This window comes from Brachybacterium fresconis (assembly GCF_017876515.1).
In the GTDB taxonomy this organism is placed as follows: domain Bacteria; phylum Actinomycetota; class Actinomycetes; order Actinomycetales; family Dermabacteraceae; genus Brachybacterium; species Brachybacterium fresconis.
The window spans coordinates 4351620-4364845 of record NZ_JAGIOC010000001.1 but is presented as its reverse complement, the minus strand read 5'-3'; the positions used below and the strand labels follow the sequence as shown (position 1 = coordinate 4364845).

Genomic DNA, 13226 nt, shown 5'->3' with positions numbered 1-13226 from the left:
AGGCGTTGAGGAAGTTCGTCTCGTCCGCCGCCTAGCAGGCCCGCGCAAGAGCGTCGTCGTCGGACATGCTCGTCACTCTCCGACCTGGGGTGTGGAATCGCCGGGACGTCACCGTATCCGGGACTCACGGGCAGTACTGTCAGGACATGGCACTGACGCTGATGTGCGGTCTGTCCTTCTCCGGCAAGAGCACGCTGGCAGCGCGCCTTGCCCGGGAGCTGCCGGCGCACCTGATGAGCCTCGATCTCATCAATGCGGAGCGTGGCCTGGATGGCGGACAGGGCATCCCGTCGGAGGAATGGGCGAGGACGAATCGGATAGCTCATGAGCGGGCACGCGCATTCCTCGAGGCCGGTCATCATGTCGTCATCGATGACACCGGCTCGCCCCGCTTCGTTCGGGACGCCTGGCGCACCACGGCGCAGGCCGCGGGCGCGCCCTTCGCGCTCATCTGGGTGCAGATCACCCTCGACCTGCAGCGCGGACGTGTCCGTGCGAACAGAGAATCGCAGGGGCGCGCCGACGTCACCGACGCCGTGCTTCACGAGCATGCCGCGAGCTTCGAGCCTCCCACCGGCGAGGACGCGATCGTCGTCGATGCGAGAAGCACGGATGATCCGGAATGCGTCAGAGCAGTCGCCCGGGAGCTCGCCTCCGGTCGATGTGCAGATCCCGCGTGAGCGGCCACAGCCCTTCTCGACGTGACCGGACACAGAGGTCGCTGAGCGGCGAGGAGTGGGAGCCCGGTCAGTTCCCGGCCGCATCGAGCAGCCAGTGGTAGCGCAGACGCAGAGCCCGCTCCGTGCTGGCGAGCGCGGCCGCGAGGGCGAGGGTGATGGTCAGCCACAGCGGCAGGCGGATCAGAGGCTCGACGGTCCCGATCCGCTCCGCGATCGGCGGAATCTGCAGGATCGGCACGGCGATCTCCTGGAGCAGAAGCACCACGCCCACCAGCAGGGCCACGATCGAGACGGCGCCCACCACGCGGCTCAGCACGGGCCGGCGCTCCTCGAAGCGGGCTCGGCGGCCTTCCGCGGACCAAGGATCAGGGGTGAGCTGGTGCTCCGTGCCGTCGTCGGCGACGTAGTGGCAGCGCTTCAGCCCGAAGCTGCTGGCGGCCACCTCGATCGTGCCGCGTTCGACGGGGAACAGCGCCGGAGCCCGCGCGACGGCGTGCTGGAGCCCGTCGCGATAGAGATGCACCTTCACGTACCCGTTCTCGTCGGTCTTCCACTGCCGTACATCCACGGTGTACCGCACAGGACCCTCGACGGGAACGGGAAGATCACGATGGAACATGGACCGGCCGAGCAGCTGCCACCAGCGGAACCGCCGTAGGGAACTGCCATCACCGGGCTCGATGCGCTTCACCGCACGACGGCGACGCCACTGCTGGAACATCGGGGCCTCCTCGGCACTCGGACGTCGAACCAACACACTGTGCTGGTCGAGCAGTCTGCACGCTAGCACGCCGTTCTAGTACGCTGTATCGGAGGAAAGTCGGGGTATGGATGAACGAGGAGCGGATGAACGAGCCACGGACAGGCGACAAGCGACTCGTCGACCAGCAGGAGAACCACCAGCAGGAGATGCCCACCCGCGAGCGGATCCTCGCGGCGGCCGCCGCGATCATCGGCGAGGACGGGGTCGCCGCACGGCTGAGCGTGCGCGCGGTCGCCGCCCGGGCCGAGGTGAGCTCGGGCTCCCTGCGACACCACTTCCCCACCCAGCAGGGCCTGCGGGACGAGGTGATGCGCCGGATCTTCGACTGGGTGATGCCCGAGAGCAGCATCAGCGACACCACGGTCCCCGCGCGGGACCGGCTGGTCCGCAGCCTGCGGGAGGTGCTGGACATGGGAGGCACAGGACCTCGGGCACGCGAGTCGATCCTTCAGATGACCGGCTCCTTCATCGCGGCAGAGCACACAGAGCCCGTCCGCGAGGCCTATCTCGCGACGCAGCGGGACGGGCAGCGGCGGATGGAGGGGTGGCTGCGGGTGCTGGCCGAGGAGGTCTCCGTGCCCGAGCAGGACATTCCGCGCCGCGCGCGCTTCCTGGGCACCGTGCTGAACGGCCTCGCGCTGGAGCGGGCTCTGCCTGCCGAGGACTCGCTCGTCCAGGTCGAGTCCGAGTCGCTGTACGCTGCGGCCGACGCCGTGCTCTCGACGGGCGCAGCGACGACCTCCGACGGGCGCGGCGCATCGTCCCCGCCGTGAACCCGCCGCGCGCACAGGGACACGAGGACCCCAGAACATCCGCGGCCGATACCCCGAGAGGACGACATGGACGGCGAGACCCTGCAGGAGACGGCCGGCATCCGCGCCGAGGAGCTCCCGGCAGCGGAGATGACCCATCCCTTCGGCCCGGAGTACGGGGTGTTCAAGGTCGTGGGCAGGATGTTCCTCCTGCTCACCGAAGTCCGCGGGAGACCGATCGTGGTTCTCAAGGCGGATCCGCGTGACTCCGAGGCGCTGCGACAGGCGCACCCGGACATCACTCCGGGCTATCACATGAACAAGCGGCACTGGATCACGCTCGAGCCGGGCGGGGACCTGGACGAGGAGATGATCCGGGAGCTCGTCACCGAGTCCTACCTGCTCGTCGTCGAGCGTCTGCCGCGGGCGAAGCGCCCGGTGGACCCGGCCTCGTTCGTCAGCCGTCCCCGCGATTCACCAGCCCCGTAGACTCCCCCGCATGATCCGTACGGGGGTATCGGTCCTGGGGTGGGGCCTGCTGGTGCCGGGGACGCTCGCGGCATCGGCACTGCTGATCCTGCGAGTGTTCACCTCGCTGCACACCTGGCACCCCGTCGTCATCGCCGCGGCCTCCGTCATCCCGCTGCTGTGGATCCCCGTCCTGATCTCCTGCCTCGGGCTGATCCTGGTGCTGCGCGCCCGGTGGCGTCTGCTCGGGGCCGCCCTCCTGGTCGCCTCGACAGCTCTCTTCGCTTGGCCGCTGCTCCCCCGCACGGCGGTGTCGGACACACCCGTCGCCGTCGACAGCACCCTCACGGTGCTCTCCTTGAACCTCCAGTACGGCCGGGCCGACGTCGAGGAGATCGCGCAGCTCATCACCCCCGACGTGGATGCGCTCGCCTTCCAGGAGTACACCCCGAGCTTCGAGCAGGAGCTCACGGCCGCCGGTCTGCTCGAGGAGTTCCCGCACCAGGTGGGGACGAGCGAGACCTCCGCGAGCGGCTCGATGGTCCTGTCCCGCACCCCGGTCGAGCTCGCCGCCCGGGCCGAGAGCACCCGTTTCGAGAATCTGATCGCGACCACCACGATCGACGGCGAGCTGTGGCACATCGGGGTGATCCACTCCGCGCCCCCGCAGATGGGTGCCGACGCCTGGACCGAGGACGCCGCCGCCATCGACCGTCTCGCCGAGCCGTTCCACGAGGAGAACCTGCTGCTGGTCGGGGATTTCAACGCGATCGCGCAGCATCACACGATGCGTGAGCTCACCGCGGACAGCGCGCTGGACGATCTCGCCCGCCCGAGCGCGGGCACCGGCGGCCCGCAGTGGCATCCCACCTGGCCGACGGGCACGTGGATCCCGCCCTTCGCCCGCATCGATCACGCCCTGGTCGGCGCCGGCGTGCTCGGCGGCGCGCCCCAGTACGAGACCGTCGACGGCAGCGATCACACGGCGCTGATCGTCGAGGTCGCCTCTCCCCGCTGAGGGGACCGCGCAGCTCAGCGCCCGTCGGCGCGAGCCACCATCTCGTCGATCCAGGTCGGCACGAACGGTGAGGTGCAGTTCGGGGGCGTCGGGTAGTCCCGGAGCACCCCGAGCCGCTCGCCGATGCCCCGGGCCCGCTCCCGCAGTGCGGGATTCGTGATCCCGATCTGGGCCAGGCAGGTGTTCATCGCCCACTGCAGGCGCTCGGGCGCGCCGGGCATCTCGGCCTCGATCACGTCCAGCAGAGCGGGCTGGTCGATCCCCTCTGGCTTCTTGACCACCCGGTCGCTGGTCAGGGCCCAGCCGGCGCTCGCGACGACGGGATCGGCGTCGGCGAGCCAGGCGAGACGCAGCTGCTCACGGTGGCGGCTCTTCATCACGAGGTTGCTCACCAGCCAGTCGTGCACCTTCGGGGTACCGGCTTCGCGCAGCATGGCGTCGAGCTCGCCGGGCCCGTGCTGCGCGGGCTTCGAGGCCAGGATCGCCACCAGCTTCTCGGCGCTCGCACCGGTGGCCCAGAGCTCCCGGGCGAGATCGGGCCGCTTCCCCAGGCGCTTCGCGATCGCGCGGAGCGCGGTCAGGTTCACGGCGTGGTCGTCGCCGCGCTTGGCGTTGACCGCGAGGATCCTCGGGTCCGCGAGTTCGGCCAGCTCTGCCCGCACCTCGTCCACCTCCGCCTCGAGAGCGGAACTGCCCGTCCCCACCTGCATCATGTCGCCTCCTCGCCTGCGTGGTCGTGGGCCCAGATTACGGTGCGTCAGCCGCGATGCCTGCACCGGGATGCCCACCACTACACTCCTGACGGTGATCACCCTGTCCCACGCCGGAGCGCTCGCCCTGGCCTGCGTGCTGCTGATCGCGGTCCCCGGCCCCAGCGTGATGTTCGTGGTGGGCCGAGCGCTCAGTCGAGGACGTCCGGCGGCCCTGGCGAGCGTGATCGGCAACGCGATCGGCTGCTACCTCGTCGGACTCGCCGTCGCCCTCGGTCTGGGCCCGCTGCTCGAGCGCTCCGAGCTGCTGTTCCAGGTCATCAAGTGGGCCGGGATCCTCTATCTGCTGTGGCTGGGCGTCAGGACCTTCCGCAGCGCTCGTCCCGTCCCGGCGACGCAGGGCGACGGAGCGGGCGAGGCCGACGGCTCCACGACGCGGACGACCGAGACCCCGTGGGCGGCGGCCCGCACCGGCGTGATCGTCGGCGCCACCAATCCGAAGGCCCTGATCCTCTTCACGGCGCTGGTCCCTCAGTTCGTCGATCCCGCAGCCGGCGGCGCAACCCGGCAGATCCTGCTGCTGGGGATCGTCCCCATCCTCATCGGGCTGATGACCGACACGACATGGGCGCTGGCGGCCGGGAAGGCCCGGACCTGGCTCGGCTCCTCACCGCGGCGGATGGCGGCCATCGGACGAGCGGGCGGACTGGCGATCATCGGCGTCGGCGCCTCCGTGGCGGTCTCCGGCACCCGGCCGTGACGCATCTGCCCGTCCCGTCCGCCCCGATCTCGTCCCGGATGACGGAGCTCGTCACAGGGGCACTCGGATCCCGGAGGCTCCGTCGCCCTCAGCTCCACCCGGTCAGCTGCGCGAACACCAGGAATCCGATCGAGATCAGCACCCAGATCCCCAGCAGCGGCGCGTAGAAGCGCACCCAGCGGTTCCACGGCACGCGACCCACGGCGAGCGCGGCCATGAAGTAGCCGGACGTGGGGTAGATCAGGTTCGTCATGCCGTCGCCGGTCTGGTAGGCGAGCACGGCGCTCTGGCGAGTCACGCCCAGCAGGTCGGACAGCGGCGCCAGCACCGGTAGGGTCACCAGGGCCTGTCCGGAGCCGGAGGGGACGATCAGGTTGAACACGGCCTGGACCAGGAACATCCCGACCACGAAGAGCACCGGCGGCAGGAAGCCGACCGATTCTCCGAGTCCGAACACGATGGTGTCGAGGATGTTGCCGTCCTCGAGGACGATCGCGACGCCGCGGGCGACGCCGACGATGATCGCCCCGGCGAGGACGTCGCGCAGCCCCTGATCGAAGGCCTCGGCCATGTCCTTGGTCCTCATCCCCGCGACCAGCCCGACGACGATGGCGATCAGGATGAACATGCCCGCGAATTCGGGGAAGAACCAGCCCTGGGTGATGATGCCCCACACCAGCAGCGCCGCGAGCAGCAGCAGGGCGATCCCGGCGGCCTTCTGGCGGCCGGTGAAGCTCGGGATCGCGTCGAGGTCGAGCTTGTCCCGCTCACGCACCGTGGTGTCCGCGTGGCCGTGCAGGACGGAGCGGGTCGGGTCGGCGGCGACCCGCCTCGCGTACCAGATGATGTAGCCGATCGCGGTGGCGAGGTAGGCGATGTACAGCGCGATGCGCAGGCCGATGCCGGAGAACGGCTCGAGCCCGGCGATCTGCTGGCCGAGCCCCGTGTTGATCGGGTTCAGGAAGCCGGCGGCGAAGCCGGCCCCGGTGCCGAGCAGGGCGACGGCGGCCGCCACCACCCGGTCGTACCCGAGGCTGAGGATCAGCGGGAGGATCGCCGGGATGTAGACCAGCGACAGCTCCGGGACCCCGATGAAGCTCGCGATCAGGGAGAAGATGATCATCAGCACGGGGATGACGGCGACCCCGCGGCCGGCGAAGAGGCGCGCGATGGCGGCGAGCGCGACGTCGATCAGGCCGGTGCGCCGCACCACCTCGAACATGCCGCCGATGGTGAAGACGAAGAAGACGATCGCCCCGGCATCGACCAGCCCGCGCGGGATCGCCGTGAGCAGCTCCAGGGCCGTGACGGGCGACTGCTCGATGAAGGAGAAGCTGTCGGGGTCGACCACCTCACGGTCGTTCGGGCCGGGGATGCGTTCATACATGCCCGCCGGGACGATCCAGCTCGCCACCGCGGCGAGCAGGGCGAACAGGACGAGGATGACGTAGACGTGCGGGAAGCGGTCCCTCGGCGCGGTCTCATCGGTCGCGGGCGCGTCGGCAGCGGGGGTGGACATGGTCCTCCGGTCGGGGTCGGGGTCGGCGGGCGCGGGATCTCTCGAGGAGAGGCCCCCATCCCACCCATAAGCTCTCCTATATGCTCACACAAGCAGCGGTGCCGTGGGAGGTCTGTTCGGACCTCCCCCGCCCCCGACCGGGATACTGGGAGCATGACCCCCTCGACGCCGCCCCCGGCCTACTCCGGCACCGACTTCTACTGCGACGTCGCGATCCCGGACCCGGGGGCGCTCGAGGTGGTCCATCTCGACGAGCGGGTGCTCGCCTTCCACCACACGCGCCCGTTCTGGCAGGTCCATCTCGTGGTGGTGCCGCGGCGGCACATCGCCTCGCTCACCGCGGCCGGGCGCGAGGACGAGGCCGATCTCCGCGCCCTGATCCGCGTGATCCAGCAGGTGGCGGCGGAGGTGGAGTGCAAGCACGGCGCCGCCGCGGTGCTCACGAATCTCGGCGATTATCAGGACTCGAAGCACCTGCACGTGCACATCCACTCCGGTCCCCGGCGCTGACCGGGTCGGCCGACGGAGCGAGTGCCGACCGGGCCCCGCACGCGGGATCAGCCGGGCTGCTCCGCTCACAGCGGCCGCTTGAACCCCACGTGGCTGGGCTCGTAGCCGAGCCGCTCGTAGAAACGATGAGCATCCGTCCGCGACCCGTCGGTGGTCAGCTGCGCGAGGACCGCCCCGTGCTCGCGGCCCCAGTCGTGCGCCCACGCCAGAAGGGCGCTGCCCAGGCCGGTCCCGCGCGCCGAGGCGCCGACGCGCACCGCCTCGATCTGCAGCCGGGTGGCACCGCCGCGGGACAGACCCGGAAGCAGCGTGAGCTGCACGGTGGCGACGATCTGCTCGGCCTCGTCCCGCACGGCGACCAGGAGCTGGTGGGGGTCGGCGTCGATCTGCTCGAACGCCCCGAGATAGGGCTCCAGCACATCACTCTCGCGGCCCCGCCCCAGCACGTCGTCGGCCAGCAGCGCGACCAGCACCGGGACGTCGCTCGCACGAGCCCGGGTCACGCGGAAGCTGCGGTCGGCGATCTCGAGAGTGTCCATGGACGGGAGTATCCCGCACGTCGCCGGTCGGCATCCTCGCGATCCCGCTGCTGGGCCCGCCGCCCCTGGCTCCGCATCGTCGACGACAATGCCTCCATGCCCCCTACCCCCTCCCCCGGCAGAGCCCCCCGCAGCGCGCAGCTGCGCCGCTGCGACCAGAGTGCCTGGATCGTCCAGGACGAGGTCGTCGGCGGGTGGGTGCTGCAGATCGGAGGCGTCGAGCAGTCGCATGTGGATCTCGCCGACCCCACGCACATCGCCCACGAGTACCTGCGACGGATGGCGAACGTCCTGGACGAGGTGTGGCCGCGAGGCCGGCCGATCCGGATCGCGCACCTGGGCGCCGGGGCGCTCACCCTGGCCCGCTACGTGCAGGCCACGCGGCCCGGCTCGGCCCAGCTGGTGATCGAGATCGAGCGGGAGCTGCCCACACTGGTCACCACGGCGCTGCCGCTGCCGGCCGGGACCGATCTCGAGGTGGTGATCGGCGATGCCCGCGAGGAGCTCGCCGCGATGGGCTCCCGACGGTTCGATGCGATCGTGCTCGACGTGTTCTCCGGCGAGGCCTCCCCCGCGCACCTGGCCACCCAGGACTTCTACCGTGAGGCGCTGGGCCACCTGGAGGCCGACGGGCTGCTGCTGATCAACGTCGGCGACGACGCAGGGCAGCGATTCCTCACCCGGCAGGTCCGCGAGCTGGAGGACGCCTCCGCGGCGGAGGGCCTCACGGGAGTGTGGACGCTGACCCACGCCTCGCTGCTGACCCGCCCGGCCGACGGGAACATGGTGCTGCTGGCCGGTGGCGCTCTGTCCTCCCCCGGGGTCGAGGCGTGGCGCGCGGCGTGGAAGCGGGAGGGTCCGCATCCGGCCGCGGTGCTGGACCCCGCCGAGACGCTCGAGGCGTTCGAGGAGATCGGTCGGAAGCCGTTGCGATGATCGGGGCGCCCTCGCGCACCGGCGGATCTCCCGTCCCCGATACCCTGGCCGGATACGCGTGAGCGACCGATGCGGCCGGGCCGGGCCCACCCGGTGGCACACCGCGAACGCCTCGTCATCGAAGGAGACCTGCATGAGAGAGCTCGACGTCCGCGTCCACCCGTCCGGGGACGACCTGGCCCGCACCGACCAGCTCGCCTGGGCGATGGCCGAGGTGGCCACCGACCCGGTCGCCGTCCAGCCCGCGGTCCAGGAGATGATCATCAATCGGATCATCGACAACGCCTCGGTGGCGGTCGCCTCCCTGAACCGTTCCCCCATCGTCTCGGCCCGCGCCCAGGCGCTCAGCCACCCGGTCTCCACCGGCGGCTCCGGGGCGTCCCTCACCGGGATCGGGCAGAAGACCTCTCCCGAATGGGCGGCCTGGGCCAACGGCGTGGCCGTGCGCGAGCTCGACTTCCACGACACCTTTCTGGCCGCCGAGTACTCCCACCCCGGGGACAACATCCCGCCGATCCTCGCCGTCGGCGAGCACACCGGCCGCTCCGGAGCGGACCTGATCCGCGGCATCGCCACCGGCTACGAGCTGCAGGTCGATCTGGTGCGCGCGATCTCGCTGCACCAGCACAAGATCGACCACGTCGCCCACCTGGGCCCGTCGGCCGCCGCCGGCATCGGCACCCTGCTGGGGCTGGACGCAGAGACGATCTTCCAGGCCATCGGGCAGGCGCTGCACACCACCACGGCCACCCGCCAGTCCCGCAAGGGCGAGATCTCCACCTGGAAGGCCCACGCCCCCGCCTTCGCCGGGAAGATGGCGATCGAGGCCGTGGACCGGGCGATGCGCGGGCAGACCTCTCCGGTGCCGATCTACGAGGGCGAGGACGGCGTGATCGCCCGGCTGCTGGACGGCCCCGACGCCCACTACACCGTGCCGCTGCCGGAGATCGGCGAGGCCAAGCGCGCCATCCTGGAGACCTACACCAAGGAGCACTCGGCCGAGTACCAGGCCCAGGCGTGGATCGACCTGGCCCGCAGGCTGCACACCGAGCACCCCGAGGCCGCCGATCCCGAGCAGGTCGACTCGATCCTGATCCGCACCTCGCACCACACCCACGTCGTCATCGGCTCCGGCGCGAACGACCCGCAGAAGTACGACCCGACCGCATCGCGGGAGACGCTGGACCATTCGATCCCCTACATCGTCGCCGTCGCCCTGCAGGACGGCACCTGGCACCACGAGCGCTCCTACGCCCCTGAGCGGGCGGGCCGTGCCGACACGGTGGCGCTGTGGCACACGATCACCACCGCGGAGGACCCGGAGTGGACGCGCCGCTACCACTCGCCGGACCTGACCGAGAAGGCCTTCGGCGGCGCCATCACCATCACCTTGAAGGACGGCACGGTGATCGAGGACGAGATCGCCGTGGCCGATGCCCACCCCCAAGGCGCCCGCCCCTTCGCCCGGCAGCAGTACGAGGACAAGTTCCGCTCGCTCGCCGCAGGGCTCGTGGACGAGGTCGAGATCGACCGCTTCCTGGAGACCGCCGCACACCTCGCCGACCTCCCCACCGGGGAGCTGGGAGCACTGAACCTCCGCGCCGCCGCCGGCGTCGTCGATCCCACCGCCGGACCGAAGGGACTGTTCTGATGCTGCACTCCCCGCGCACTCCCCCGCAGAAGCGTCAGGATCTGCGCGCTCTGCTCACCCCCGGCGCCGCCCAGCCCTTCCCGGGCGCCTTCACCCCGCTGTCGGCGAAGCTCATCGAGGAGAAGTCCTTCCCCGGCGTCTACATCTCCGGGGCGGTGATCGCGAACGAGCTGGGGCTGCCCGACGTCGGCCTGACCACCCTCAGCGAGGTCGCCGCCCGCGGCGCGCAGATCGCGCGGGCCACCGACCTGCCCTGCCTGATCGACGCGGACACCGGCTTCGGCGAACCGATGAACGTCGCCCGCACGATCCAGGAGCTCGAGGACGCCGGGCTCGCCGGCTGCCACATCGAGGACCAGGTCAACCCCAAGCGCTGCGGCCACCTCGACGGCAAGACCATGGTCGATCTGGACACCGCCACCCAGCGGATCCGCGCCGCGGCCGACGGGCGCCGCGATGCGGACTTCCTGGTCATGGCCCGCACCGACCTGCGCGCCACCTCCGGGCTCGACGCGGCGATCGACCGGATGAAGGCCCTGGTCGACGCCGGGGCGGACGCGATCTTCCCCGAGGCGCTCGCGGACCTGGGCGAGTTCGAGCAGGTCTGCCAGGCGCTGGACGTGCCGGTGCTGGCGAACATGACCGAATTCGGCAAGTCCGAGCTGCTGACCCGCGCCCAGCTGGCCGAGGCGGGTGTGGCGATGGTGATCTACCCGGTCACGCTGCTGCGCAGCGCGATGGGCGCGGCCGAGCGGGTGCTGGAGACGATCCTTTCGGAGGGTACCCAGGCCCCCCGGGTCGATGAGATGCTCACTCGCGCCCGGCTCTACGAGCTGGTGGACTATGAGGGGTACGCCCGCTTCGACACCTCGGTCTTCGACTTCGAGGTGCCCGCCGCCCACCGCACCGACACCCCGTCCGGCACCGCCGTCGATCCCAGGAGGAACTCATGACCGAGACCAGCGAGATCCACAAGGGACTGAACGGGGTCGTCGCCGACGTCACCGCCATCTCCAAGGTCAATCCGGAGACCAACTCCCTGCTCTACCGCGGCTACCCGGTCCCCGAGCTGGCCGCCACCCAGCCCGTCGAGGCGGTGGCGCACCTGCTGCTGACCGGCGAGCTGCCGAGCCACCAGGAGCTGGAGACGGCCGTCGCCCAGGAGCGCTCCGACCGGGCGCTGGACCCGACGGTCAAGGCGGCGATGGACTCGCTGCCGACCACCTGCCACCCGATGGACTCCGTGCGCACGGCCGTCTCGCTGCTCGGGGCACGGGACCCTTCCGCGGAGGACTCCTCGCCGGAGGCCGAGCTGAGCAAGGCCCGGCGCCTGTTCGCCCAGCTGCCGGCGGTGGTCGCCTACGAGCAGCGCCGCCGACGCGCCGGCGGCCCCACCGAGCCGATCGCCCCGCGCGAGGACCTCGACTACTCCCGCAACTTCCTGTGGATGACCTTCGGCGAGGAGGCGGCCGACGAGGTGGTCGAGGCCTTCCGCGTCTCGATGGTGCTGTACGCCGAGCACTCCTTCAACGCCTCCACCTTCACCGCCCGGGTGATCACCTCGACCCAGGCGGACCTGCACTCCGCCGTCACCGGCGCGATCGGCGCACTGAAGGGCTCCCTGCACGGCGGGGCGAACGAAGCCGTGATGCACACCTTCGACGAGATCGGCATCCGCCCCGAGGAGAGCGAGGACGAGGCCAAGGCGCGCGCGAAGGCCTGGATGGACGACGCCCTGGCCCAGAAGAAGAAGGTGATGGGCTTCGGCCACCGCGTCTACAAGCACGGCGACTCCCGCGTGCCGACCATGAAGGACGCGATGGACGGCATGATCGAATACTTCGACCGTCCCGAGATCCTGGGCCTGTACAACGGCCTGGAGCAGTCGATGGACGAGGCCAAGGGCATCAAGCCGAATCTCGACTACCCGGCCGGGCCCACCTATCACCTGATGGGCTTCGACACCGAGATGTTCACCCCGCTGTTCATCGCCGCCCGCATCACGGGCTGGAGTGCGCACATCATGGAGCAGCGCGCCGACAACGCCCTGATCCGCCCGCTGTCGCAGTACGACGGGCCCGACGAACGGTCGGTCCCGGGGGCCTGAGAGCCACCGGAGGAGGGGCTGCCGGCGCTACGCCTCGGGCAGCTCCGGAAGCGCGGCGGCCGCTTCGCGGATGTGCGTGGCGGTCAGCTCCCCGGCCCGCGCGCCCTGTCCCTGCGCGATCGCCTCGAGGATGCCGTGGTGCTGGCTGCGCAGCATGCTCGCCATCGCGTCCCAGTCGGTGACCTTGGTGAAGGCCTCCAGGATGGGTGCGCGCAGGGAGGCGCGGATCGCGCCGGTCATGTCGGAGAACAGGGTGTTGCCGCCGGCTTCGGCGATGGCGACGTGGAATGCGGTGTCGGCGTCGTTGAACTCCTCGCGGCTCACGCCCGGCTCGTCCATGATGGCCACCAGCCGCTCCAGCTCCGCCAACGCGTCGGCATTGGCCCGTTCGGCCGCCAGCGACGCGCTGGCCTGCTCGAGGATGATGCGCGCCTCGACGACCTCCTGGATGCGGAAGTTCGCCAGGGCGACATGGAGGCGGAGGAACCTCGCCAGCGCGGCACTGGGCAGGGAGGCGACGAAGGTGCCGGCTCCTCGTCCAGAGCCGACGTCGGAGCGCAGCACGCCATGGCCCTCCAGGACCCGGATCGCCTCGCGCACCCCGGCGCGGCTGACGCTCAACCGAGAGGCGAGCTCGCGCTCCGGAGGCAGCAGGTCGCCGACGACGAGCGCGCCGGTCATGATCTGGTCCTCGATCGCCTCGATGACCAGCTCATGCGTGCTGGCGCGCGTCACCGGGCGCCAGGTCGCGTCCGCCCCGGGAGATCGCGTCCCCTGCGGTCCGACCTCATCACTGTCCGTGTTGTCGACCAT

General features: G+C 70.7%; 15 protein-coding genes. 10 read left to right on the top strand and 5 right to left on the bottom strand.

Translation table 11 applies throughout. The annotated features are described in order from the left end of the window. Nucleotides 1-146 precede the first annotated feature (146 nt). A complete protein-coding gene (locus tag JOF44_RS19360; RefSeq protein WP_209895255.1) occupies nucleotides 147-680 on the top strand; it encodes a P-loop nucleotide/nucleoside kinase family protein in 534 nt (177 codons plus the stop codon). A gap of 67 nt (nucleotides 681-747) precedes the next feature. On the opposite strand, the gene JOF44_RS19355 is transcribed toward JOF44_RS19360, so the two are convergent. Then, nucleotides 748-1401 (bottom strand): hypothetical protein, encoded by a 654-nt coding sequence (locus JOF44_RS19355; RefSeq protein ID WP_209895254.1) that lies wholly within the window; start codon nucleotides 1399-1401, stop codon nucleotides 748-750. A gap of 125 nt (nucleotides 1402-1526) precedes the next feature. On the opposite strand from JOF44_RS19355, the gene JOF44_RS19350 reads away from it, so the two are divergent. The 3 genes from JOF44_RS19350 to JOF44_RS19340 all read left to right on the top strand — a co-directional run bounded on the left by JOF44_RS19350 (nucleotide 1527) and on the right by JOF44_RS19340 (nucleotide 3681). Continuing rightward, nucleotides 1527-2216 carry a TetR/AcrR family transcriptional regulator gene (locus JOF44_RS19350; protein WP_245349025.1) on the top strand — a complete coding sequence of 230 codons (690 nt, stop codon included), beginning with the start codon at nucleotides 1527-1529 and terminating at the stop codon, nucleotides 2214-2216. Nucleotides 2217-2282: 66 nt separating this feature from the next. Then, a complete protein-coding gene (locus JOF44_RS19345; RefSeq protein WP_209895252.1) occupies nucleotides 2283-2684 on the top strand; it encodes an MmcQ/YjbR family DNA-binding protein in 402 nt (133 codons plus the stop codon). A gap of 10 nt (nucleotides 2685-2694) precedes the next feature. Beyond that, complete coding sequence (locus tag JOF44_RS19340) at nucleotides 2695-3681, top strand: endonuclease/exonuclease/phosphatase family protein (protein ID WP_209895250.1); 987 nt, start codon at nucleotides 2695-2697, stop codon at nucleotides 3679-3681. Nucleotides 3682-3695: 14 nt separating this feature from the next. On the opposite strand, the gene JOF44_RS19335 is transcribed toward JOF44_RS19340, so the two are convergent. Further along, nucleotides 3696-4394, bottom strand: coding sequence for a DNA alkylation repair protein (locus tag JOF44_RS19335; RefSeq protein WP_245349024.1), 699 nt, complete (start codon nucleotides 4392-4394; stop codon nucleotides 3696-3698). 91 nt (nucleotides 4395-4485) lie between these two features. Here JOF44_RS19335 and JOF44_RS19330 point away from each other — a divergent pair, with 91 nt between their 5' ends. Then, entirely contained in the window at nucleotides 4486-5151 is a 666-nt protein-coding gene (locus tag JOF44_RS19330; protein ID WP_301473051.1) for a LysE family translocator, read from the top strand. Nucleotides 5152-5239: 88 nt separating this feature from the next. Here the strand turns inward: JOF44_RS19330 and JOF44_RS19325 are convergent, their stop codons facing one another. Beyond that, nucleotides 5240-6670: a YfcC family protein gene (locus JOF44_RS19325; protein WP_209895246.1), complete on the bottom strand. Its 1431-nt coding sequence runs from the start codon at nucleotides 6668-6670 to the stop codon at nucleotides 5240-5242. A 153-nt stretch (nucleotides 6671-6823) separates the two neighbouring features. On the opposite strand from JOF44_RS19325, the gene JOF44_RS19320 reads away from it, so the two are divergent. Then, on the top strand, nucleotides 6824-7180 hold the full coding sequence (locus JOF44_RS19320; protein WP_209895245.1) for an HIT domain-containing protein: 357 nt from the start codon (nucleotides 6824-6826) through the stop codon (nucleotides 7178-7180). 65 nt (nucleotides 7181-7245) lie between these two features. On the opposite strand, the gene JOF44_RS19315 is transcribed toward JOF44_RS19320, so the two are convergent. Then, nucleotides 7246-7719 (bottom strand): GNAT family N-acetyltransferase, encoded by a 474-nt coding sequence (locus JOF44_RS19315; RefSeq protein WP_209895243.1) that lies wholly within the window; start codon nucleotides 7717-7719, stop codon nucleotides 7246-7248. A gap of 96 nt (nucleotides 7720-7815) precedes the next feature. Here JOF44_RS19315 and JOF44_RS19310 point away from each other — a divergent pair, with 96 nt between their 5' ends. From JOF44_RS19310 to JOF44_RS19295, 4 genes are all read left to right on the top strand, one after another. Further along, complete coding sequence (locus tag JOF44_RS19310) at nucleotides 7816-8655, top strand: spermidine synthase (protein WP_209895240.1); 840 nt, start codon at nucleotides 7816-7818, stop codon at nucleotides 8653-8655. Nucleotides 8656-8788: 133 nt separating this feature from the next. Further along, nucleotides 8789-10306 carry an MmgE/PrpD family protein gene (locus JOF44_RS19305; protein WP_209895239.1) on the top strand — a complete coding sequence of 506 codons (1518 nt, stop codon included), beginning with the start codon at nucleotides 8789-8791 and terminating at the stop codon, nucleotides 10304-10306. Next, complete coding sequence (gene prpB / locus JOF44_RS19300) at nucleotides 10306-11259, top strand: methylisocitrate lyase (protein ID WP_209895237.1); 954 nt, start codon at nucleotides 10306-10308, stop codon at nucleotides 11257-11259. Before JOF44_RS19305 ends, prpB begins: the two co-directional genes overlap by 1 nt. Next, nucleotides 11256-12413 (top strand): bifunctional 2-methylcitrate synthase/citrate synthase, encoded by a 1158-nt coding sequence (locus JOF44_RS19295; RefSeq protein WP_209895235.1) that lies wholly within the window; start codon nucleotides 11256-11258, stop codon nucleotides 12411-12413. Before prpB ends, JOF44_RS19295 begins: the two co-directional genes overlap by 4 nt. A gap of 27 nt (nucleotides 12414-12440) precedes the next feature. Here JOF44_RS19295 and JOF44_RS19290 read toward each other — a convergent pair whose 3' ends face one another. After that, nucleotides 12441-13226, bottom strand: a complete 786-nt coding sequence (locus tag JOF44_RS19290; protein WP_209895233.1) for a FadR/GntR family transcriptional regulator — start codon at nucleotides 13224-13226, stop codon at nucleotides 12441-12443.

Bases quoted from the DNA above. Each gene is read 5' to 3' on its own strand.
- JOF44_RS19360 (WP_209895255.1), top strand. From the start codon at position 147: ATGGCACTGACGCTGATGTGCGGTCTGTCCTTCTCCGGCAAGAGCACG.
- JOF44_RS19355 (WP_209895254.1), bottom strand. From the start codon at position 1,401: ATGTTCCAGCAGTGGCGTCGCCGTCGTGCGGTGAAGCGCATCGAGCCC.
- JOF44_RS19350 (WP_245349025.1), top strand. From the start codon at position 1,527: ATGAACGAGCCACGGACAGGCGACAAGCGACTCGTCGACCAGCAGGAG.
- JOF44_RS19345 (WP_209895252.1), top strand. From the start codon at position 2,283: ATGGACGGCGAGACCCTGCAGGAGACGGCCGGCATCCGCGCCGAGGAG.
- JOF44_RS19340 (WP_209895250.1), top strand. From the start codon at position 2,695: ATGATCCGTACGGGGGTATCGGTCCTGGGGTGGGGCCTGCTGGTGCCG.
- JOF44_RS19335 (WP_245349024.1), bottom strand. From the start codon at position 4,394: ATGATGCAGGTGGGGACGGGCAGTTCCGCTCTCGAGGCGGAGGTGGAC.
- JOF44_RS19325 (WP_209895246.1), bottom strand. From the start codon at position 6,670: ATGTCCACCCCCGCTGCCGACGCGCCCGCGACCGATGAGACCGCGCCG.
- JOF44_RS19320 (WP_209895245.1), top strand. From the start codon at position 6,824: ATGACCCCCTCGACGCCGCCCCCGGCCTACTCCGGCACCGACTTCTAC.
- JOF44_RS19315 (WP_209895243.1), bottom strand. From the start codon at position 7,719: ATGGACACTCTCGAGATCGCCGACCGCAGCTTCCGCGTGACCCGGGCT.
- JOF44_RS19310 (WP_209895240.1), top strand. From the start codon at position 7,816: ATGCCCCCTACCCCCTCCCCCGGCAGAGCCCCCCGCAGCGCGCAGCTG.
- JOF44_RS19305 (WP_209895239.1), top strand. From the start codon at position 8,789: ATGAGAGAGCTCGACGTCCGCGTCCACCCGTCCGGGGACGACCTGGCC.
- prpB (WP_209895237.1), top strand. From the start codon at position 10,306: ATGCTGCACTCCCCGCGCACTCCCCCGCAGAAGCGTCAGGATCTGCGC.
- JOF44_RS19295 (WP_209895235.1), top strand. From the start codon at position 11,256: ATGACCGAGACCAGCGAGATCCACAAGGGACTGAACGGGGTCGTCGCC.
- JOF44_RS19290 (WP_209895233.1), bottom strand. From the start codon at position 13,226: ATGGTCGACAACACGGACAGTGATGAGGTCGGACCGCAGGGGACGCGA.